A 21966-nucleotide genomic window follows, 5' to 3' on the forward strand; every position below is an offset into this window, starting at 1 on the left:
ATGACCTTATCAGAGCAATATCACAGTGTGCGCCAACAATCTGAGCTGCTTTGTGCTCCCTTGCAAAAAGAAGACTATGTTGTGCAACCGGTGGCAGATGTCAGCCCGCCCAAATGGCATCTTGGTCATACAACGTGGTTTTTTGAAACTTTCGTTTTAAAAGCCTATCAGAAGGCATATAAGGAGTTTGACTCGCAGTATAACTACGTGTTTAACAGCTATTACGAAACCGTAGGAGCACGGGTAATCCGCACGGATCGGGGTAACCTGAGCCGTCCATCGGTGGAGGATGTCTATCGTTACCGGCGCTATGTGAATGAGCAAATGATGGTTTTGCTCTCCGGCAATGAGACTGATACACAATTAAAGGAATTGGTCATCCTCGGCTTGAACCATGAACAGCAGCATCAGGAATTATTGCTTACAGACATCAAGTATATTTTGGGACATAATCCGCTGTTTCCGGTGTATTCCGACGAGTTCATAGAGTCAACGGCGGAGGAAACCGCTGAACCGTTTCATCAAATAGCGGAAGATGTGTATGAAATCGGTTTTAGCGATGAAGGCTTTTCGTTTGACAACGAGAGTGGCCGACACAGGGTTTGGTTAGATAGTTTTAAGATTTCCACCACTTTAGTGACTAATGGCGAATACCTTGAATTTATAGAATCAGGCGGATACCGACAATTTCAATTTTGGCACGCGGAAGGTTGGGATTGGGTAAACAGAAACAATATACAGGCTCCGCTTTATTGGCATTTGGCAGAAGGACAGTGGGTACATTATACCTTAGCGGGAACGGCTCCCATTGCGGCGAATATGCCTCTGGCCCACATTAGCTACTACGAAGCCGCTGCTTTTGCCAACTGGAAAAACAGGCGTCTGCCTACCGAAGCAGAATGGGAAGTTGCGTCGGATGCGCTGGGTTGGGGGCAGCGCTGGGAGTGGACCAACAGTTCCTACCTTCCTTACCCGGGTTTCAAAACCGCACCGGGTGCTTTGGGAGAGTATAACGGGAAATTCATGGTGAATCAAATGGTTTTACGGGGCGCTTCGGTGGCCACTCCCAAAGGGCATAGCCGAAATACCTATCGAAATTTCTTTCATCCTCACCTTCGCTGGCAATACACAGGCATCAGACTGATACAGTAACATTGGTAATAGATTAAATTAATCAAAAACCGGCGACTTTCAAACATAATTAAAACTGCCATACAGAAGGCAACCGTCGGTTTTCTCAAGGTCACCTCAAACAGTAATTTTCAAAAAGATAAATAAAATGAATAATTCAACAGAACAGGTTTTAATACATCATCTGACCGCATTCGGGAATAATGACCTGAACGAAATTTTAACAGATTACACCGAAGAATCAGTAATAATGACCATCAACGGTACCGTTTCAGGTTTGTCAGCAATCCGTAAATTTTTTGAGGATTTCTTTGCCGTAATACCCACCGGCTCCTCTTTCGGGATGGAACAAAAAATCATCGTTGGAAATATCGCGTATATTGTCTGGAACAGTGAAACCGACGCGACAATATTTTGTATGGGTACAGACACCTTCATATTTGACGGAGACAAAATCAAATACCATACAGTAACCGATTATAGAGTAAAAAAATAAAGCGCCGACAGTTTTGCTATCACTTTGTTAGGGAAACTCTAACAAAACGCCGGTTGCTCTATTCAAGTTAATGATGTTCCAAGTAATTAAAGAACTGTATAGTTCTGTTTTTTTAAGAACAGCTAACTCTCCGGGATCAATATATTGGACCACTGTTCTGCTTATCATAAAATTCAGTATGATACAAATCGCCTTTTGGCCTGTATTACTACTTTTTATCTCGGGTTTTCAGTAAATCTGTACCTCCGTTTTAATGAGACCTATATGTTGTCTTAATAAATCCAGCAGAATTGGAAAGCACTCCTTTTTTAGCAGGTAATCCATAATGTAATGATACCATAAGGAAACGTAATGCTGGCTCTCGAAAAATTGAACGTAAGGGTTAGAACAAACGCTACGTTTATGTAGGTAACCTATTAGTTACCTCAGGTTACTTAACCCGATTATTTCGTTTGGTAACCTGAAATTGGAGAAGAAAAGGTTACCAGATTATACGTTTAGGCTACCTGCCGATAGATTACCTAAGATGAATGATAGTCCTCGGGGCGTTTTTAGCCTCTTACAAATATCGATTCAGGAAATCAAGTTTATTTCCTACGCACATATTTTCATATTTTTTTCAGTCTTAGCTATTTCTTTATCAGTAAAATTCCAGCTAAAACTAACATTAGACCTATTCCCTTCACCCAATTAAAGGGTTTTACAGGCATACCGAATAAGCCATAATGGTCCAACAATAGTGACATAGCCATTTGTCCACAAATGACAAGTCCTAAGAAAACGGCTATTCCTAGCTTAGGTGAGGCAACTATGGTTGAAATAATATAAAATGCACCCACCAGCCCCCCAAGCCACGCATAAGGTGGAGACTGACCGAGTTGTAAGAATGATTTATATAATGCCATAGGATTACTTACGCTATAAATAATCAATGCAATTGTGCCTACCGAAAATGAAATCAATGACGACGTGATCGCATTACCCGAAAAAGAAGTAAGCTTATTGTTAAAAGCAATTTGCAGTGGCAAGACAAACCCAGCTGTTAAGGCTAATATTAAATAAATCTTGTTCATTTCTTTTTTGTTGCTAAAACCCACTGATTATCTGATTCGGTCGTATTGTCCGAGGATTCCTTCAATATAATATGTTTAAGTTTTTTATTGAATTTTCTTTTCAGTCTATTGTTAGGAAAATTTTTAGGGCCTAAGACGATAACTTCTGAATGGATTAGGTCATCCTTATTGTCATAGTAGTAAACTAAAGAAAGATCACATTTTTGGGGATTAGTTTCTACCACCCAATATCCAATTGATGGCATGTGTAGATTACTGCTAGTCGATTCACTGAAGCCATTTGTCTCAATGGATATAAGTATTGGGAGTATACAGATAAGTGTTTTCATAATAATGTAGTTGAATTAGTTTTGAAGAATGTAGTGTTTGAACTGGCAGGAAAAGGACATTTTCAGGGTAGAAGCATTTTAATGCAACTCATAACGAAGAAACACTCCTGGATTATAAAGTGTGGAAATGGTCTTTCCCCGTTGGTCAATATTTAAGGCAATGCCCACCACCGTTTGTCTTATATGAAGCCCAGCCCGAAAATTTTGAAAACTTCTGTTGTGATGTTTAGGGCCATAATTGGTCATAAACTGGGCACGTGAATAAAAATGAATACGTTCAGTAATTGCGGGAGTATACTCCAACAGTATCATCATTTCTACGGAACCATTTTTTTTAAGATCAACACGTGGAACCAAAAAAGCCTGGAAGTCACGATGTGCATATCGAAATTGAAGAGATACTGCTGGAGAGATGCCTGGTTTACTGGCATAAAATGTGCCCAACCCAAGCTTGAGAAATCGCATTATTGAATAAGTAACATAAGATTGGCTCATCAATTCATTCATGTCATCACCTTCATAAAATGCATGAAGCGATGATGTATGCATAAAACCAAATCGGGAACTTCCAAGGCTTTTTGAAATAGTATGCTGGTAGAAGTAATTCTGTTTACCCACCATTGTTTCAATGGTGGTGGGTTGTGCGTTAACGGTAGCCAGAGCGACCCACCCAGCAAAGACGAGTACCCAGCGGATCATAATGGATGGCTTTTCAATATTTTGTAATCTACCGAAAGTGCTCCACCTCCTGAAATGAAAAGCATTACGCACATGGCTAATACAAGTATGTGATATTCAAAGCCTTCACCGGCATTTGTGCCCGACCAGTTCATATAAAATCCATAATCGAAATGATAGGTGGCCATTCCAATGAAGATTCCGAAAACACCTAATGCGGCAACTCGGGTCAGTAGTCCTGTCACTAGCATCAATGATCCAAAGAATTGAATGCAGATTACTGCATACCCAATGAGCGCAGGTAATCCCATATTGGCAGAAAGAAATTCGATGGTGGATTGTAATCCAAAACCACCAAACCAACCGAGCATACTCTGGGCACCATGTGAGAAGAGAACAATTCCCAGAGCAAAACGAATCGCTGTTGCTCCCCAGTTTTCAGTTGTGGTTATTAGTTGTGTTTTCATTTTAATTATTGTTTTGCTGTTAGAAATGTGAAGTTTTCTGTGTTGGATTTCGAGTCGGCTTTAAGTTGTTGTGTAAGCGTAGCAATGCGTTGCCCAAAAAGTTCAGCAGTATGCAGATCTGCTGGATCGTAAAATTCTTCATGGGAATTACTGGATAAGGTCATCAATCCTAGATAGCTGGCCATTCCATTGGGCTCGGACAATTGTTTACCGGCAGAATCGTATTGAGGCATTATTCCAAGCGGGATCCATAACATACCATGTTGAGCAGCAAAAATGGATAAGTTAGTAAGCGTATTAAGCTTGTCACCATTTATGCTGGATGAATTGGTGAAACCCGCCGCCAATTTGTCTTTCCAATGTTGATTGGCCCACGCCGAACCAGTAGACTCCATAAAGAGCTTAAACTCGGCTGAAACATTTCCGAAGTAAGTGGGGCTACCAAAAACCAAAGTATCAGATTCAATCAACAAGTGGGGATGCTGTATCGCCATTTTGCTTGTAAGCAAAATGACATCGTCCACTACTTTTCTTGCACCTTCGGCAATACGCTCGGCCACCATTTTGGTATGCCCAAAGCCACTGTGATAAATAATTGCTATTTTCATAATTTTACATTCGGTTTACCCGCGTTTTGTTGGTTGCAAAATTACAGAGTAGCCAAGGGGGGCGAAATAAACTAGATTATCGTTTTTAGTTGAACTAGTTCAAGATGAAGGCAGATTTACTACTTGAAAGCCTCGAAAAGGAGATTTGGCTTTCTGACCGAGATAAAGAATTAATTGTGTCCCTTGTTCGGGAACGAAGAATAAAGAAACACCAATTTGTGGTACATGAAGGCGCAGTCAGCCGTTGCACAAACTTTGTAATTGAGGGAAGTATGCGTACCTATTTTGTGGATCTAAATGGGCAAGAACACATTGTCCAGTTTGCCATTGAAGGTTGGTGGATTAGCGATTTAAACAGTTTTATCATGCAAGTACCCGCAACCTTTAATGTGCAGGCTATTGAAGACTGTGTAGTTTTGGAGTTACCTTATGAAAACCTGGAAACACTTTATGAAAACGTACCAAAGATGGAACGCTATTTCAGGATCCTCACCCAAAGGGCATTTGTGTCTTTTCAACAACGTATATTACAGAATATCAGCATGACAGCTGAGGATCGTTATCTAGCTTTTTTAAAAAAATATCCTAAGATTGAGTTACGGATTCCACAGAGGTTAGTAGCGTCATATCTGGGTATTTCACCAGAGTTTTTAAGTAAGATTAAAAAGCGTTTAAAAGAGGCTAAGTCCAATTTGAAATAATGGCCGTTCAGAGTCAAAACGGGTAAAAAAGCGGCGTTTTGGAGAAAAAAATCAATTTTTTTTGTAAAAAAATACGTTTCAGTAACTCGGGTTACCTCATGAAACAGACTCTATACCGACAATAATTGTGCTGTTACCCGTAAGCTATCGTTAGTAGCTAAACTTGTACAACAGTGTAAATGTATGATATAAACCTGGTTAACTTACTTGAATTTGCCAAGAGCAAAGCAAAGCCCCAATTTTATTATCACCGGGATACAGTGGTTATAGAGCGTACCAGCCTGTTTCCGATAGTAGCCGCTACTTTTGCGCCTGATGTATAATACATTCACCTTTACACCGTGCAGCTTATCTCGCCAGCTTTGCTTTCATTAATCACATGGCTATCAAGATTGCCAAAGCAATGGGGGCGTATGTCGTTGCTTTTACCACATCAGAACCAAATTTTGCAGAAGTCAAACGCCTTGTAGCCAATGAAGTCGTGTTGTCAAAAGACTAAGAGCAAATGGCGGCGTACCGAGGGAAACTTCACTTCATTCATGATGCCGTGTCTAGCTGAACATAATATCAATAATTATTTGAACTTGCTTCGTGTAGACGGTTTGCGGGCGCTTGTTGGCGCTCCTGAGCACCCATTTGCCCATCGTAGCTTTCAGTCTGATTATGGGGTGTAAGTGCTTTGCTGGTTCTATGATTGGCGATATTGCTGAGACCCAGGAAATGTTGAACTTCTGCGGTGAGCATAACATTGTCGCAGACATTGAAATGATTGAAATACAACAGATCAACAAAGCGTACGAACCGGTAGTTGAAAGGCGATGTGAAGTATCGCTTTGTGATAGATATGGCGTCATTAAATGCGAACGAAAATCGACGTTGACTTAGTGAAGCGAGATAGCACAACCTTCGATGAGATGCAATTACTTCGAAGGTTAGGCTTTTATTGGCCAGCAAGATTTTCTTTATCAGCCAATAATGTTTTTAAGCCGATGGTGTACGCAGGCATAGGGGAGAAAGACAGCGGCATGGTTTATTTACAAAAAGCGGCCGATTTGGACGTTATTCATTCTGATGTCTCAGTAAACCCTTCATTCAAAATCTGCCAAAAACACTCCATTTTCAGGATGTTATTAGCAAGTTTGACTTAATGGAATCTAAATCTCTGCCTCAATAAATCTGAAACTGACCGCCATATTCTTCATCTCATTGCTGGCTTTTTATTTTCGGTTAAGTATTCATTTTTGCTCTTCAAAAAGACTATTGGGATAATAAACTAAGTTTTTGGAACAATAAACTAAGTCTGGAACGATAGACTAACAAATTGCGCAAATAGACCAACATCATCAAAGTGCGGCTCTTTACTTTTGTCAAGGCAATGCCCTAACGGCTATTCTCTAAACCTATAAACCAAAATTAGATGAAAGCTCTTTACTGTTTTGGCAGGTGCTCACCTGTGCTTATCACTCCCATGACTTCTTGATTCGGTGCTCGAAATGCCAGCCCTCGGCTGCTTTTACGGGAGCGTTTTCACGCTTGGGACGTCTCACTTTTTACACGTTTATAATTACACTTTACCCTACTTTTTTTTAACACGCGTTTCGTATGAAAAACTCTCTTTTATTTTCCCAATCTGATCTATTTATAAAGGTCTTTTCCCCCACTGTTTTAGATTCAATAAGAAAATTCTTCTCCCTCTGCCTAATGATCTGTAGAAAGTTGGGCCGAAGTCCCTAAAGTCAACGCTGGCGATGCACCGGCCTCGATCGCGCATCAGCCTAACTCTTTTGATTTTTCCTTTTATTTTTCAACATTTTAAATCCCTACTACAATGAAAAGCTCAAAAATTTTGACACGGTTGATTCTATTACCATTGGGAGTATTTGCCACTCTGATCAGTTGTACCAACGAAAGCCTCACCCCATCCCCCGATGCACGGCAACAAGACAAAAACGCTACTGCCATGGCCTCCAGGAGGGTGGGCATTGTTCACCATGTTTCTGCCGGTGGGCCCGATATTGATACCCCTAATTATGGTCCAGGTGCTGATGCAAATTATTCGCTGGTAGCTAATATGATGGCTGATGGAAGTGTAAATGGTCAGTACTCCGACCGGTTTTCCCAGGAACATGGCGGTGGTGGATTTCATGCTACCATTGATTGCATGACCATTGTCGACAATGTAGCATGGCTGAGTGGTGTCATTACCTCAGGTAATAGTGATGGCACTGATTTGACCGGAAGACGTGTACTTACGAAAGTTGTGGATAATGGGAAAAAAGATGATCAGATCAGTTTTTCTTATTACACTAATACTCCGTGTAGCGCAAAACCTAGCTCGATGGCGCTTTTCCCGACTAGAGGACAGGTCACGGTATGGTAGGTAGTCCGACTTGCTTAAATAAGTCAATAAAAAAATCTGGCGCTTTGGTAGTTAATACCAAAGCGCCAGATTTTTTTATTAGGTCAAGTACATTTAATTCAACATTCTGCTTCAGGGAATAATAACTGTTTCCTTCTATGCTCGTGCTTAACTTATGCCTCTTACTCTAAATAGTGCTACCCAGAATTCTTGCCTATATACAAACCCGCTAACAAACGTGAGTTATGGATAATTATACCGGTCTATTGGGCTTCGTTTTTCGCCAGTGAACATAGGAATAAATGTTGTTTTATGCTACAAAAAGGCATTAAAAAATGCCGCCACCCCAATACCATTCCTGAAAATCGGAATTGGTGAAGTGCCGGCCCACTAGGCGGCTATGGGGCAGTTCGAGGTCGTCGGAACGATAGTTCAATGTTTTGAGGTCTGGATAAGAAGGCGTTTCTTTGACTTCAATGGCCGTTTCTTTGTTCAGAATAAAATCGATTTCCTGTCCTGATTTTTTTTGGTAGTACGCCACTTCCCCCAGCCTCAGTAATTGTAAGGCTACGGCATTTTCAAAAACTTGCCCGCTGCTTACTTGGGCCAGTATTTGCAACATACCCGTATCGGCAATGTACACCTTGCGTTGGGCCGCAATTTCCTTGTCTTTGTTTTTGGTAAAGGACGGAATCAGGTGAATAAAGTAGGTGTATTCAAACAAAGCCATGTATTCGGTAAGTTTGTTACGATTAATCCCCGAAATACTGCTCAATTTACTGACGTCCAAGCGGCTGCCCGTGCGTGAGGCCAGCAGCTGGCAAAGTTTATACAAATCATTGCTCACCCGAAAATCAGATAATAGTTTGATGTCGAGTTCAATGTAAGCATTGATGATGTCTTTGAGAAAAGCGGTTTTATCGTCGGCCGTTTCGGCCAAAACGACTTCTGGAAAGCCTCCAAACCTCAAATAGGTTTCGTATTCTTGTCGGAAAATTTGATAAATGGGTTCCGAAAATGGTTTTTGGGCGGTATGCTCAAACTGCGAACGTGCAAATCCCCGAAATTGTAAGAACTCATCAAAACCGAGGGGGAACATCTCAAAAATACGTTTGCGTCCAGCCAGACTTTCTGTAAAGTGATTCTTTAGGTAATAAGAACTCGAACCCGTTAGAATAAACTTAATGGCGTAGGTATCGTAAAGGTACTTAATGACGCTCGGCGAGTTGGGCACCAATTGAATCTCATCTAGGGCCAACACTGCGGGTTGATTGAGGGCCAACCCCAACGCCTCCAAACCTGCTTCGATGGCTTGGTAGCTGTTTTGGCTAAACAAAATACGGTTGTCTATCTTCTCAAAGTCTAAATACAGCTTATTGGGGTGGGCGGTTTTAGCCAGTAAAAATTTCAAAGCGGTAGTTTTTCCCACCCTTCTCATGCCCGTAATGACCGTAGCCTGTGGTTTGGCTAGGTGTCCCTCTAACTCGCTGAATAATGCTCTTTGTATCATAAATACTAACTATATGCACAAATATAATGCAAAAAGTATTACTATTGAAAAGAAGTTTCCTTAATATTTTTCATATTTTGAGGGTATATATCAATATCTTCTCTCAAAGTTCTTTTAATTTTACGTTATTTTTTTTACCTGATTCCAATTCGTACTGTAGTGTTTAAATAACTATAACCCAACTCATTGCTTAAATTGCAACAGATTTGGGGGACTATAATAGGCTTCGATTATACTAAAAGTATAGGTTCTTCATTCAAAAATTCTACTTCCATAATTTCAACCAATGCCTGTTTAGAGATTCAGTGAAACAAGCTCCTTTATGTTTATACAAAACAGCATTCTGATGGATATTTCTACAAATAAGTGACTTTATGTCTAACGTACTAAATGGATTATGGCAAATCAATAGCGGCTACTGTTAACATGAATGATTTATAAACAATGTACTATAATAACGAAATAAAAACGTTATAAAACCAAAAGAAATTAATTTAAGATATTGCATTTTTTACATAATTACATATTTCCATAATTACATTAATATGGTTTTACATAATTATGTATTACTTTTGGAAGTAAAACACTACGATTAATACATGAAAATCATTACCATAGCCCACCAAAAAGGAGGCGTAGGCAAAACTACCATCGCCCTTAACCTTGGATATTGTTTACAGAATTCCGTTCGGGTAGCCATACTAGACAGCGACCCGCAAGGAAGCATAGCAGGATTAGGTGAGTTGGTCGGATTAAAGGGGATTGACCTTTTACCGATTGATGAGATTGCCAAAGCGAGCAAAAGCTACGATGTTGCCATAATTGATACACCACCATATTTGAGCAGTAAGCTGCCTGAGTTTTTTCAACTATCCGATTTCGTTTTGGTCCCCACCAAAGCAGGTGTCTTGGATGTCATGGCAATCAAAGCTACGATTGCTTTACTTAAACAGGCCCAGACAAAACGAACCAACCTAAAGGCAGCTATTGTGCTGAATATGATTCAACATCGCACCAGCTTAACGGATGACATTAAACAGCTTCTCGAACAGTATGAAATGCCCATCTTAGACACGATGATTTCGCAGAGAGTTAGCTACGCTCGTTCACCGATTACTGGCGGTGTCTTTGAAACAGAAGATGATAAAGCCCAACAGGAGATATTTAACCTAACAAAAGAAATTTTGGAGTATCTTTAATATTTTACATAAAACCATAATTACATAAATATGTAATACCATAAACACACAAGTATGAAAAAGGATAATTTCAAAAATCAGTTGGCAACGTTGGGGGGTAAACTAAAAGACAAAGAAGACAATACTCCTTTACAGGAGATAACGCCAATACAGGACCGAAGCAAATCTGAACCTGACAAGACTCCCAAAGTAGCCGAGACTAAATTTACGGTTCATATTCCTACGGAATTAATGGATACCATAAAAGAGCTGGGCTTTAAGAAAAAGAAAAAGATAAAGGCCCTTTTTGTAGAAGCCTTGGAAGAATACACCCAAAAGCACAAGCTAAGTGAATAATTATTCAATCACACCCGTAATCATGTAAATACATAATGCCATAAATACATAAATCTGGTATTACATCAATTTTTATGTAAAATTAACGACTGGCGTTATTATCACCATTACTACGATTTTTTGCGGCGAACTATCACCATTACTACGAAACTGGGTTTTGCGGAAATTTTAAAAACAGATGTAAGTTTCATGTAAAAACTCTTTTTTCTCCCTTTTTGAAAAAAATAAAAAAACAACTGTTTCTGTGTTGTTTTAAATAATGTATAAATAACAATATGTAATACTTTCGGCCCTCGTAACCTTCTGATTTACAGAGTTATATAAAATCTATTATCACCATTACTACGTTAACTATCACCATTACTACGAAATATCAAAATCTATTATCACCATTACTACGTTAACTATCACCATTACTACGAAATATTATCACCATTACTACGAAAATAAAGTTATCCACAAAAGTGGAATGTGGATAACTTTTCAGGTGAATAATTATAAGTGAACTATCACCATTACTACGAAAAAAATAACTAACCATAAAATATCACAGAATAACTATCACTTGATTTTATATTAGTGATAGTTATTCTTAATTTGCATCGTTATACATTAATAAATAATATGTTATGTCAAAAAAAATCAGGAAAGAGTATGTCAAAGAAGACGTTAGATTTATTAAAAAAGCCAATGAATTAGTAGAGGCAAGATACAAGTTTGATATTTGGGAAACACGAATCTTCGCCATTACTTTATCAATGATACATTCTTCCGATGCCGATTTCAAAGAGTATAAAATCAATGTGGGACAAGTAATTGATGAATTTGGATTGAGTAAGGGAGGGGAGATTTATCAATTTTTAAGAGAAGCAGCCCTTGGACTCCAAAAGAAAATCATTGCCATACAGAGCGAAAGAGATGGTTTTAAAACCGAGCTTACCATTCCACTATTTACAGGTATTGAAAGAGTGATTGATGAAAGAGCTAAAAAAGATACGGAGAAAAGCATTTGGGTGACATTTGAACCGCGACTAAAACCTTTTTTATTGGAGCTCAAAGCCAGATACCTGATATACGATATTAGGAGCATACTTTCAATAAAAAGCGTTCACTCGATACGGATTTATGAGTTGTTGAAGCAATACGAGAAAATAGGCAGCCGTACGTTTGATATTGATGAGCTGAAATTAATCTTAGGAATTGCCGCTGATGAATACGCTTTGTATGGTCACTTCAAAGACAAAGTAATTCTAAAAGCCCAGGAAGATTTGAATGCAAACCGAGACACCGACATTAAATTTTCATTTGAAGAAATAAAGCAAGGTAGGAAGGTTGTAAAGATAAAGTTCAATATACTTACACATTTGCCAGAAAGAAAGCAACTGCCCGAGCTGCCCTTGTTTTCGACCGAAAAAGGAACGGCTCTGAATGAGCTTTCAATCTTAACAGCTGATTTAATCCCTGACCAGACATTGCAGCAGTGGTTGTCAAAATATACATACGATGACGTAAAAACGGGAATTGTTTATACACTCAATAGAATAAAAGCAGGCGAGAAAATTAAAAATATTCCTGCATACATGGCAAAGATGATTTCGACAAAAGGAGTAATAGACCCTATTGAAGTAAAGCGGCAAAACCGAACTAAAATAGCAGCGCAACAACAAGAAAAGGCAAATGAAAGAGTGGCATTGGAGAACGAGCTGGAAAATCTTAGAATTGACCACTATGAAAAGCAAAAGTTGATAGTTGCGGAGATTTTTGAGCAAACACCTGAAACACGCCAACAAATCATTGAAGGGTTAAAGTACAGCAGAGATTGGGATAGAAAGAAAGACGATGCAGAAAATCTTAACAGAGAGCATGTTCAAACCCTTATTTTCATGAAAGCCATGCAAAAATTCCCCGAGCGATTTTCTGTTGTCAATAAAGACTTTGAGCTAAAAGAAGCGGAATTAAAGTCCAAATTAAGGCTTATAGGGTGGCTGGGCTAGGTTTTACATATTTATGGCTTTATGTAAAGCCATAAATATGTATTAAATGAAAGCTATCCCCAAAACACCCACCAGGGTTTCTGCTGATTTTTCAGGAGAAGATTGAATGATTTTTGGCAGCTGTCAATTTTGTATTAAGAAGTTTATGAAATGTTGGTTGGATGGGAGCTTCAAAAATTTCTACCTAAATACCCTCGGCCTGCAACACAATCAAATCTGAATCTGCGCAAGGATACCCAAATAAATAAAAGTCTAACTCAGTTTGCTTGCTATTAAACGTAGGTTTTGTTTCTACAATATTTGAAAACATACAGCAACAGTCACTCAATTTTTTACGACATTTAAAAGCAGATAAAACGGCCTATTTTTGATAGCTACCTTGGTAATTCAAATGAGCGTAAATTTCAAAATCAAAATTTTTTAATAGAGTAACACAGCCATTATTTGGAGATTTACGATGTCGTATACACCATATAGTAAGGCACTAGGGCTATACTCTGGGTTTATTATTCCTCCTGTGCTTTTAAGCGAATTTGGCACTTTTGGTAAAAAATCAATCAAAAGGATGTTTTAACTCATATTTTTTTATCCCGTATATTCCTAATTTGGGATAAAATTTAAAGTAGAAAAAAGCCCACCACATTCCACTTTTCAAAACTGTGGGAAAGATGTGATGCATCTCTAGAGTCATATAATACTTGGGGACAACCAAGCAAATTACCTTTGACAAATGCGTGCTGAAAAAATAATGTCCATGAAAAAGATGAAAATAGGTTTGTGGGTTCTAACTTTTTGCTTTTTGTGTACTGGTATTTTATTAAATGCTCAAACCCCACTTTTAAATGGTACAAACCTTGATTATCAAGCGCCTTTTGAAAATATAAACAGGGTATCGGCGGCGGCTCGAACTGGCGGTAGCGGCATCCTTCCATGGCCGCCTGCCAAAGTCAGAATAGGCTATGTGGTTCCCTCCAATCGTACTCCCCAAGCCAATTATAAAGAGAATCTGCAATTTGCCATAGAAATGGCGCAAGTGTGGTTTCGCGATAATATGGAACAAAATGGTTTTGGCCCCAAAACGTTTATTTTTGAAACGGAAGAGGATTCACCACGACCCAAAATCCATCTGGTCAATGTTCCTGAAACGGATAGTTATTTAAGAGGAAATAGTGGGGGCGATTTATTTGACAGAACAAAATTTGCGGCCAAAAATGCAGGCCTAACCATTGATTTAGGGGGAGAAGTGTGGGTACTTATCCCAGAAACACAGGTACAACTTCCAGATGGGAGTTTTATCGGTGGGCTTGCCATGGGCGGTGGTAGTGGAAACGGAAACCATTCGGGGACGGCTGAATTGGGTAGCAATGTCATTCCACTATTCAATCCTCAACGGTTGCTGGATAACACCCCTTATGCGGGTCAAATTATTCCCGAATTAGGGCCTTATCCATTGGTTCAAAATGTATCTTTTCCCTGGTTTGAGAAGAATACATTTAGTACGGTAGCTTCTTCCTACTTGGGGGCTTTGTGCCACGAAATGGGTCATGCCTTTGGTTTAGGTTTCCACGACGCTCGTCACGACGATAATTTTTTTGGGGGACTGATGGGAAATGGACTAAGGGGGATAAGAGGCAGTTTTTTCCCTACTCTCTACCCCCAAGACTATACCCGCCTGGAATATGGTTCAGCATTAATGTTAAATGAAAGTTATTATTTCAACCGTTATAGAAAAGCGAGCTATTATGGTCACAATTTAACCGTATTAACCAATGGGACCGTAAGCCCCGTTGCTGGATTATTGAATATAAGATTTTCGGCTTTCTGCACCGACAGTGTTGCTTATGCGCATTTATACGACTATAATGGGCAGCTCATTGACGAATTGGCATTGCAGCAATTGAATGTAGATACTACTTTTAAAACGCCTTATTATCAAGCAGGAACGACCAATGCATTCAGGATTGTTGTAGGTGACAGGCAGGGAAATCGAACCGTTTCTCCCAGTTTTACTTTGTCGGTTACGGCGGGCAACCAAGCCCCTAAGCCCTATTTAAAAACCTACTATCCCAATGCATCTTATTCGGGCAATGGTACCCGCTTTGATGCCAGCTCGACCACAGACCCCAACAATAATTCGTTTACCACTGAATTTGATTTTAACAATGATGGCGTTTTCGACACGCCTGCCCTCACTGATTACTATTATGACTATGTGATTCCTCAAACTGGACCCTATAGCGCGCGTGTACGAGTCACAGATTCCAACGGAGCTTCCGCTGTTTCGAGTCCTATCAGTGGAAATTACGGTAAAGATTGCGGTATTGACCCTCCAAGTATTTATGGGGTAAATACCATTTGTCCAGGTTCTGCTACTAAACTTTCGGCCTATGGCTGTTATGGAACGCTTTCGTGGTCAAATGGCGAAACGACTTCTTCTATTACGGTCAGCCCAACTTCTACCACAAATTACACCGTGACTTGTGATTACGGTTGTGGAGCTCTGTCAAGTCAGCCATATACAGTTACGATTGTGGACAATTCTACGGTGCTTTCAGCAACTGCTTCGTCGGGAGTTGAGCAGGTGGTACAAACCATCGTTTCAACGCAAGAAATACCCGCTAGTAGTACGGTAATGTATTGGGCGGGCAACGATGTTAGTTTGCTGCCAGGCTTTGAGGCGTCTAAAGGAAGTGTATTTACGGCCTTGATTAAGGGATGTGGAACTCCAATGGCCAAAGCAGATATTTCGTCGGCGGCAGCAGGATATGCCAAGAAAATTACAGTCCTAGCCAATGACTTTAATCCTGATGGTTCGGCCATAACAAATTTGACACAAGTCTCTTTACCCGTAATTGTTGTCAACCCAACCCGAGGAACGGCCACCGTCAATCCCGACGGAACCATCAGTTATATTTCAAATGAAAATACCGGGACCGACAGTCTGGTCTATTCGGTCTGCAATAGAAACAATCCCTCTTTCTGTACCACTGCCTCCCTAAAGTTAACATTAAACCAGGGGTTTCCTTTGATCCCTAACGCCGATTTTGAGAACGCTGTTAACTTTGTAAACGCTGGTGCTTTTTCCTATTGGCTAAAAGGCGGGTATAAACCCGATCAGGCAGTATTCTCGTGGCTAGTAGGGCAAGGGCGCAGCGGCTCCAATTGCATCAGGATTTATTCGGGTCCCGTAGCTGGGCCTGTGCAAAGCAATGATGTACAGGCGTATCAGATTCTTTTTCTTGCGCCTTATACCAATTATGTTTTGAAGGGCTGGATTAAAACTGAAAACGTTACCACCAATGCCAACCCAGGAGGGGTAGGGGGATGTTTGAGTGTCAGCACGAGCATAGACAGTGCTAGTTTTCCACCGAGAAGTAAAGACATTAAGGGCACTACTGACTGGACACAGGTAGTACTTCCTTTCAATTCTGGTGATGGTTATGTGAGAATCAGTTGCCGTTTAGGTTATACGGCAGCAGATTCGGAAGGAACCGCTTATTTTGATGATTTGACGCTTGAACGGTTTTAAGTAAACGTGGTAAACGGCTCAATCACCATTACTCCAAAGGACTTGAACGGAAGTGCCAACAACATTATTGATTCGATAAATATGACGAAGCACCACTTTCATAGGAATTTACAATAGCTAAGTAAAAACAGTAGTTACCATACGATAACACTGTTTTTACTTATTTTATTACGCCCTTAGCTTACGAAGGAATGGGCGGCAACCATTGACTCATAGAGGGAGCTGTTTGACCGTTAGGGCCTGTGTTGGCACCACTTGGCCCCGCATTGGTGCCGCTACCGTTGGTCGTCATCGCATAGTTAAGGGTGTATAGGGTATGCCACATATCTACCTGTATTCGTGCCGCTGGAATATTGTCAGTTTTGACGAGGAAATTTCCCGCAGGAGCATCTTGTCCACATTGGTAAATAGCCACCGAATAATCCGAAGCTTGCTGCCCTGAGCCTGTATAGAATAACACATAAATATAAGTGGTTTTTATATCCCCAATGGCCACAATATCAGAGTAAATGGCATTGGTAGGCAATTGCATAAAGGGTGAAGGATTGCCGTTTTGGTCACTAAAATAACTGACCGGGTTGCCATTTAAATCAAAAGCCTGTAAACGAGCTACATTAAACGACTGACTTGCCATTTGTTCCAGTACAATGGTCGTACCATCGTAGGTACATGTGATGCCTTTTGGCTCAAACAAAAGCCCCGCTCGTCCGCCCGTAGTACCGTTGCCTGTGTTGAAGTTTTGGGCTTGTCCTGCCGCCATTTTAGCCATTGGCACCTCCGCATCGTTTTGTCCAACATTTGGCAATCGGCTAATCATTATTTTGCTATTGGCAATATTTACCCCTATCACAAATCCCGAGGGGTGCATGGTTATTGAATCGGGAAAAAGCGGAAAGCGCCCCCAACTCAATTGATTTTCGGCCATATTGAAAGTGGAAATAGGGTTGATATTCACCTGTCGCAAATGAAATCCGCCGTCTAGGTAAGGGTCATTGTTGGCTTTACGAGGGTCAATATAGTAGCTGCCTAAGTCTTTGTCGTTGGGGTCAGGTTGGGGATTGTTGTTGGCATCGAGTACCCAGTTGCCGTTTTCCATCAAAAACTTAGGCGGAAACACATCATAAACCAGCTGCGTTTCGCCCGTTAGCCCACAAGATGGCAACCCGGAGGTTTTCATGGACATGCCTGGAATACTGAAATTCTCGGACACGTACACTTGCCCTGTGCTGCCATCCGAACAAGCCGTAACCCCAGTCCCAGCGGCTTTCCAAGACATTCCCAGTACAGCATAGCGCTGGCTCAATGCTAAGCCCAGCCATTGGGAAATTGCATTTCCACTTTGACTGGCATCGGTATTGGTAATCGTTGCGGTTGGTGGGGACGTATTAGGCGTCCATTGATAGTTGCCATTTTGGTAGGTTAACAATTTTTGCTGACTGTAAATGGAGTTTGTATCCAAAGGAATCGGGTTATCTACAAGATACAGTACCACGTCGCTTGTGTGTTCTTCGTCATTGGGCATCCATGAGGTGGTGGCTTGTCCTGCCAACCAAGAACCGATGTAGTAGTCTACCTCAAATTTTACCTGACCGCCCAGTGGGTTATCGTATTGATTACTGAATACAGTGGCCGTATTGCCAGCAGCAACATCATGACTTGATGAATTGGTAGGACGGTTGTTTTGAAAAATCATTTTGGTCACATACGAAGCGGGTGAACCCTGCGGGAAAGTTTGCAAACGAGGGTCGGGTCGCATCTCTACCGTGCTAGTGATAGTGATAGCGGCTGAATTTTTAATCATGAAGTCAGAACTACACACCTCCACAATGGTTTGTGACATTTGAATAATATCAGCGGCGGCGTGGATACCTGCCATAATCCACCCAGCAAATGGGATTTCATCTTCTATTTCACCCTTTACGATTTGGGCTTCGCACCACTCTAGTATTTTTTCGGCGGCTTTGTTGAACAATATCTTGGCAATGTCTTCCAATGCACTCCAATCAATTTCGCTGTTTGCTAGCCCATCATAGAGCAAATCCCAACAATCTTTTCCTACACTCACCACATCTTTTAGGGTTCCCGCATCACCCATAATTTTGTAAACAGGCTTATAGCTGGCTGCCGAAACCAGTAGTCCTAAGAACAAACCAGGAATGCCAAAATTGGCAATACCTGTATAAACCCCTCCCAAAATAGGAGTAAGCGGATAAGGCAAGGCACTAATTCCGATACCACACCCATAAATATTGACACTGACGGCCCCTGCTGGAAAAGTAAAGGTGATATCTACTGTACCTGGATTAAAAATATCAGGGATTCCTAAGATGGTATCAATAGGGGTAATATATCCTGCAAAACGAACATTATCGTAGTTGATTCCGAGGAAGTTAGCAATGGCGGGCACGTCGTCATTATCATCAATCTGCCAATTAGGTAAATTCATGCTTTTTCCGTTGGCATCAATAAATTCGAGATAAACACCCAACCAACGTACATAGGTATTGGTCATTGAGATTTTAACTTGATTGGCGGCGGCATTTACTACTTGTATGCTCGTTTGAAGCCCATCCACGGTATGGGTATTTGACATACTCACCCGCCAGTTATCATCAACTGCCAACACAGCATTTGCCGTGCCTAAGGCTATAAACGAAGTAGCAGGTACAATGGGCGATGGTGTGGGCGAACTCGCGGTAGGACTCGTTTGTACGCTATTTCCACTTTCTTGATTCCACTTGATATTTTGGAGCCGTATATCATTTTTGGTGCTGTTTAAGACTGCACTCAAAGCGGGAGTCATTGCGTTGGTAGCGGCGTCGGTTATTTTGAGTGAGTAGTAGCTTGCTACTTGGTTGGGTGGTGGCTGAATCGCCCCTGAAGCAATGGCATCCCCAGCATCGAAAAGTTGCCAGTTAGCCCAACCCGTTGTTTGGGTAGGTAAGCCCAAAGCCCGCAAGGACATCGCAAACTGCTGAATAAGGTCATAGTTGGCAGGGGCAAGGGTTGGGTCAAAATGCTCTAAAACGATTGATGAGTAGTTTGGATCTTGGTTGATTAAATCGGCATGATGGTAGATAAGGCTGTTGGCGGTGGCTGTATAATCCATCAGAATTGCCTGTAAGCCAGGGGCTTCGGCAGGAGAAGCCACGGCCAAAGTCACGGTGTTAGTTCTGGGTGGTGCGTACATGGCTACGTGATGAATACCATAGTGATTAGGTATTTCGGGATGATTATGTACCGTATGCCGAATACTGATTCGAAGGGCTTGATTACTGGGTAAATCTACGATGTCTTGCGTATAATGAGTAAGGTATTCGTCCGCAATTTTTTGTAAAACTGGGTGATTGGCTCTTGCTGTCGCCCGTGTTTCTGATGTATGAGGAACAAGGGGAAACTTAGTACCTGCTACCTGTACCCAATACGATTCGTTGTGAAGTCCATCCGAAAGGTCGGCATGGATAATGTGAGGAATGAAGTTTGACATAACAATTGAAATTAAGGGTTTATTTATGTTGAGTTATATTCCAAACAATGTTACTGATTGGCCGTTTGCCAAACAGTAAGTACATTTCCTGCCACACCATTTGCTCCTTTTCCAGCCGTGCAAGACCCTGAGCTAACGCCACCATTGCCACCATTACCCACAGCACCCGAAATGCCCTGATAATACTGCGGTGTACCCGAAATAGAGGAAGTATGCCCTTGCGAATCAGTCACTTGTGCAATGCAATACGAAGGGCCGCCATTGCCGCCCGCGCCGCCCCCGCTGGCGCCGCCCATTCCCCCGCTACCTCCTCTGCCTCCTTTTCCGCCCGTTCCGCCCGAATCGCCTATGTTATTGGTTGGGCCGCCGTCACCACCTGCCCCGCCGTTTCCGCCGGATGCTCCGTTTCCACCATTTCCTCCGTCTCCGCCAGAGCCTCCTACAATTTTTACGTCATCACCAAAAACACAGGTAGATACATACAGCAAAATACCAATAGAAGCTCCCCCCTGCATACCTCCCATGCCTCCGGCGGCCCCTTCTCCACCCGCTCCGCCACCGCCGCCGCCGGTGCCGTAGTGCTGGTCGGGATTGCCGCAAACGCAATTACAATAGGCAACGGCACTTCCGCCACCGCCACCGCCGCCGCCGCCGCCATAACCGCCGCTGGTCCCTTGGTTAGCACTTGTACCTACCCACAATCCATTAGAAAAGTGTCCGGTAATATCAGATGATGCGCTGTTTGTACCACCGCAATAGCCACTATGTCCATTGGTGCCGGCGGTGTTTTGGCCCGGGGCATCCTGCAGCCACCCAGTACAAACTTTCGGTGATTTTCCTGCGCGAGACGACCCACTTGCTATATAGCCCGTCGTAGCGGGTTGACCCGAACTGCCATCCATTGATGAGCCCGAATAATCATAGCCAACTGAACAGTTTACCCCACCGTCACACGTTGCTTTTCCGGCAGTTTGATTTCCTCCCCTTCCACCGGCATTGTTGCTTGGGTGTGCCGAGACCCCTCCTGTGCCGCCACTGCTTGTTGTTCCGGTGCCGCCGGTGCCGCCGTCGCTGGCCTTTACAGCGTCAGCCCCTTTGGTGCCAGTGCCGCCTTTGGCCGCATTGATATTGACGTTGGCAAGTTGAACATTTGAACAATTGTTGAGCTGCATTACCATCGAAGGGCCGTTGTTGCTTGTCGTAGCCAAACCATTGATAATAAAATTGGCGATGGTAATATTGCCCCCTATATTACTTCCCCAAATGGTAGCATGAGTTCCGTTGGTAGCATCTGAGTTGAGGGTAATCACACTCTGAGCATCTGTTGGCTGTCCATTATAATAACCACCAAAAAGGTTTACTCCGGGTTTTAGGTTAATTGACCATCCTCCTGATGGCGTCGTGTATTGGCCATATTCCACCAACACGTTGCACGGATTTCCTGTGCAGTTGTTTATTCCTTGATAAATCGTTTTACAGGGACTGCCTAAAGCTCCACAGGTACTGTTATCCACCCCTGTACCATCGTTGACATACACCGAGTTGCCCGCAGGGACAGCTACCAGTTTAGCATTTACATAAGGTTGAGGCATAATGGTATTAACCGCATTTTGAGCAGACAAAGTGGGCACTATCCCAAACTTGGCTTGGCTTAAATCAGTATTGGAGAAATTGGTATTATTGAGCGTTGCATGAAAAAAAACAGTAGCCCCAATGCTTGCTCCCGCAAAATTGGCGTTGGTCAAATCGGCCAGCGAGAAGTTGCTGACTCCTTTAGTGGAAGTTCCCATTTTGGCTTGTTGTAAATTAGCTCCTTGTAAGCTTGCCCTACTTAAGTATGCCCCCGTCAGGTCGGCCCCTTGCAGATTGACATTGTCTAATTTGGCACCCAGCAAATTGGCATCTTGCAGATTTTTGCCTGAAAAATCCTGACCCGATAAATCACAGTAAGGGCAATTGAAAGGCGTTTGAGCCTGGAGGATTTGGCTCAAAAAAATGAACAAAACCCACGAGAATTGGAGTGTAGTTTTCATAACCTATATGTATTTATTGATTCTCTATTACGTAAG

At 41.8% G+C, this 21966-nt stretch carries 15 protein-coding genes; 8 read left to right on the forward strand and 7 right to left on the reverse strand.

Translation table 11 applies throughout. The features are described 5' to 3' along the window. Positions 1-1152, forward strand: a complete 1152-nt coding sequence (gene egtB, locus DVG78_RS28025) for an ergothioneine biosynthesis protein EgtB (protein ID WP_114464325.1) — start codon at positions 1-3, stop codon at positions 1150-1152. 127 nt (positions 1153-1279) lie between these two features. Next, entirely contained in the window at positions 1280-1627 is a 348-nt protein-coding gene (locus tag DVG78_RS28030) for a nuclear transport factor 2 family protein (protein WP_114464326.1), read from the forward strand. Between the two features lie 629 nt (positions 1628-2256). Here the strand turns inward: DVG78_RS28030 and DVG78_RS28035 are convergent. The 4 genes from DVG78_RS28035 to DVG78_RS28055 form a co-directional block, all read right to left on the reverse strand. Further along, positions 2257-2700 (reverse strand): DMT family transporter, encoded by a 444-nt coding sequence (locus DVG78_RS28035; RefSeq protein ID WP_114464327.1) that lies wholly within the window; start codon positions 2698-2700, stop codon positions 2257-2259. A 407-nt stretch (positions 2701-3107) separates the two neighbouring features. After that, positions 3108-3728 carry a hypothetical protein gene (locus DVG78_RS28045; protein WP_114464329.1) on the reverse strand — a complete coding sequence of 207 codons (621 nt, stop codon included), beginning with the start codon at positions 3726-3728 and terminating at the stop codon, positions 3108-3110. Further along, positions 3725-4174 (reverse strand): DoxX family protein, encoded by a 450-nt coding sequence (locus tag DVG78_RS28050; RefSeq protein ID WP_114464330.1) that lies wholly within the window; start codon positions 4172-4174, stop codon positions 3725-3727. The genes DVG78_RS28045 and DVG78_RS28050 overlap by 4 nt, the downstream gene beginning before the upstream one ends. Positions 4175-4179: 5 nt before the next feature. Further along, positions 4180-4782, reverse strand: coding sequence for a flavodoxin family protein (locus DVG78_RS28055; protein ID WP_114464331.1), 603 nt, complete (start codon positions 4780-4782; stop codon positions 4180-4182). A 104-nt stretch (positions 4783-4886) separates the two neighbouring features. Between DVG78_RS28055 and DVG78_RS28060 the strand changes: the two genes are divergently transcribed. Then, positions 4887-5483, forward strand: a complete 597-nt coding sequence (locus DVG78_RS28060) for a Crp/Fnr family transcriptional regulator (RefSeq protein WP_114464332.1) — start codon at positions 4887-4889, stop codon at positions 5481-5483. Positions 5484-7311: 1828 nt separating this feature from the next. Continuing rightward, positions 7312-7863, forward strand: a complete 552-nt coding sequence (locus tag DVG78_RS28075) for a hypothetical protein (RefSeq protein ID WP_114464334.1) — start codon at positions 7312-7314, stop codon at positions 7861-7863. Between the two features lie 307 nt (positions 7864-8170). Here DVG78_RS28075 and DVG78_RS28080 read toward each other — a convergent pair whose 3' ends face one another. Beyond that, complete coding sequence (locus tag DVG78_RS28080; RefSeq protein ID WP_114464335.1) at positions 8171-9352, reverse strand: ATP-binding protein; 1182 nt, start codon at positions 9350-9352, stop codon at positions 8171-8173. Between the two features lie 599 nt (positions 9353-9951). Here DVG78_RS28080 and DVG78_RS28085 point away from each other — a divergent pair. The 4 genes from DVG78_RS28085 (at position 9952) to DVG78_RS28100 (ending at position 16410) form a co-directional block, all read left to right on the forward strand. Next, positions 9952-10551 (forward strand): AAA family ATPase, encoded by a 600-nt coding sequence (locus tag DVG78_RS28085; RefSeq protein ID WP_114464336.1) that lies wholly within the window; start codon positions 9952-9954, stop codon positions 10549-10551. A 54-nt stretch (positions 10552-10605) separates the two neighbouring features. Next, a complete protein-coding gene (locus DVG78_RS28090) occupies positions 10606-10887 on the forward strand; it encodes a hypothetical protein (protein ID WP_114464337.1) in 282 nt (93 codons plus the stop codon). A 629-nt stretch (positions 10888-11516) separates the two neighbouring features. After that, positions 11517-12881, forward strand: coding sequence for a replication initiation protein (locus DVG78_RS28095; RefSeq protein ID WP_114464338.1), 1365 nt, complete (start codon positions 11517-11519; stop codon positions 12879-12881). Positions 12882-13635: 754 nt separating this feature from the next. Further along, positions 13636-16410, forward strand: coding sequence for a 3-coathanger stack domain-containing protein (locus DVG78_RS28100; protein WP_114464339.1), 2775 nt, complete (start codon positions 13636-13638; stop codon positions 16408-16410). 181 nt (positions 16411-16591) lie between these two features. Here DVG78_RS28100 and DVG78_RS28105 read toward each other — a convergent pair whose 3' ends face one another. Together DVG78_RS28105 and DVG78_RS30525 are read right to left on the reverse strand one after the other, a co-directional pair. Then, positions 16592-19897 (reverse strand): hypothetical protein, encoded by a 3306-nt coding sequence (locus DVG78_RS28105; protein ID WP_114464340.1) that lies wholly within the window; start codon positions 19895-19897, stop codon positions 16592-16594. Positions 19898-19947: 50 nt separating this feature from the next. Further along, entirely contained in the window at positions 19948-21930 is a 1983-nt protein-coding gene (locus DVG78_RS30525; protein ID WP_114464341.1) for a pentapeptide repeat-containing protein, read from the reverse strand. Positions 21931-21966: the final 36 nt, after the last annotated feature.

This window comes from Runella aurantiaca, assembly GCF_003339505.1.
Taxonomy (GTDB): domain Bacteria; phylum Bacteroidota; class Bacteroidia; order Cytophagales; family Spirosomataceae; genus Runella; species Runella aurantiaca.

Excerpts from the sequence above, each read along its gene's own strand:
- DVG78_RS28095 (WP_114464338.1), top strand. The coding sequence starts at position 11,517 with ATGTCAAAAAAAATCAGGAAAGAGTATGTCAAAGAAGACGTTAGATTT.
- DVG78_RS28060 (WP_114464332.1), top strand. The coding sequence starts at position 4,887 with ATGAAGGCAGATTTACTACTTGAAAGCCTCGAAAAGGAGATTTGGCTT.
- DVG78_RS28080 (WP_114464335.1), bottom strand. The coding sequence starts at position 9,352 with ATGATACAAAGAGCATTATTCAGCGAGTTAGAGGGACACCTAGCCAAA.
- DVG78_RS28075 (WP_114464334.1), top strand. The coding sequence starts at position 7,312 with ATGAAAAGCTCAAAAATTTTGACACGGTTGATTCTATTACCATTGGGA.
- DVG78_RS28105 (WP_114464340.1), bottom strand. The coding sequence starts at position 19,897 with ATGTCAAACTTCATTCCTCACATTATCCATGCCGACCTTTCGGATGGA.
- DVG78_RS28050 (WP_114464330.1), bottom strand. The coding sequence starts at position 4,174 with ATGAAAACACAACTAATAACCACAACTGAAAACTGGGGAGCAACAGCG.
- DVG78_RS28035 (WP_114464327.1), bottom strand. The coding sequence starts at position 2,700 with ATGAACAAGATTTATTTAATATTAGCCTTAACAGCTGGGTTTGTCTTG.
- DVG78_RS30525 (WP_114464341.1), bottom strand. The coding sequence starts at position 21,930 with ATGAAAACTACACTCCAATTCTCGTGGGTTTTGTTCATTTTTTTGAGC.
- DVG78_RS28055 (WP_114464331.1), bottom strand. The coding sequence starts at position 4,782 with ATGAAAATAGCAATTATTTATCACAGTGGCTTTGGGCATACCAAAATG.
- DVG78_RS28085 (WP_114464336.1), top strand. The coding sequence starts at position 9,952 with ATGAAAATCATTACCATAGCCCACCAAAAAGGAGGCGTAGGCAAAACT.
- DVG78_RS28045 (WP_114464329.1), bottom strand. The coding sequence starts at position 3,728 with ATGATCCGCTGGGTACTCGTCTTTGCTGGGTGGGTCGCTCTGGCTACC.
- DVG78_RS28100 (WP_114464339.1), top strand. The coding sequence starts at position 13,636 with ATGAAAAAGATGAAAATAGGTTTGTGGGTTCTAACTTTTTGCTTTTTG.
- DVG78_RS28030 (WP_114464326.1), top strand. The coding sequence starts at position 1,280 with ATGAATAATTCAACAGAACAGGTTTTAATACATCATCTGACCGCATTC.
- egtB (WP_114464325.1), top strand. The coding sequence starts at position 1 with ATGACCTTATCAGAGCAATATCACAGTGTGCGCCAACAATCTGAGCTG.
- DVG78_RS28090 (WP_114464337.1), top strand. The coding sequence starts at position 10,606 with ATGAAAAAGGATAATTTCAAAAATCAGTTGGCAACGTTGGGGGGTAAA.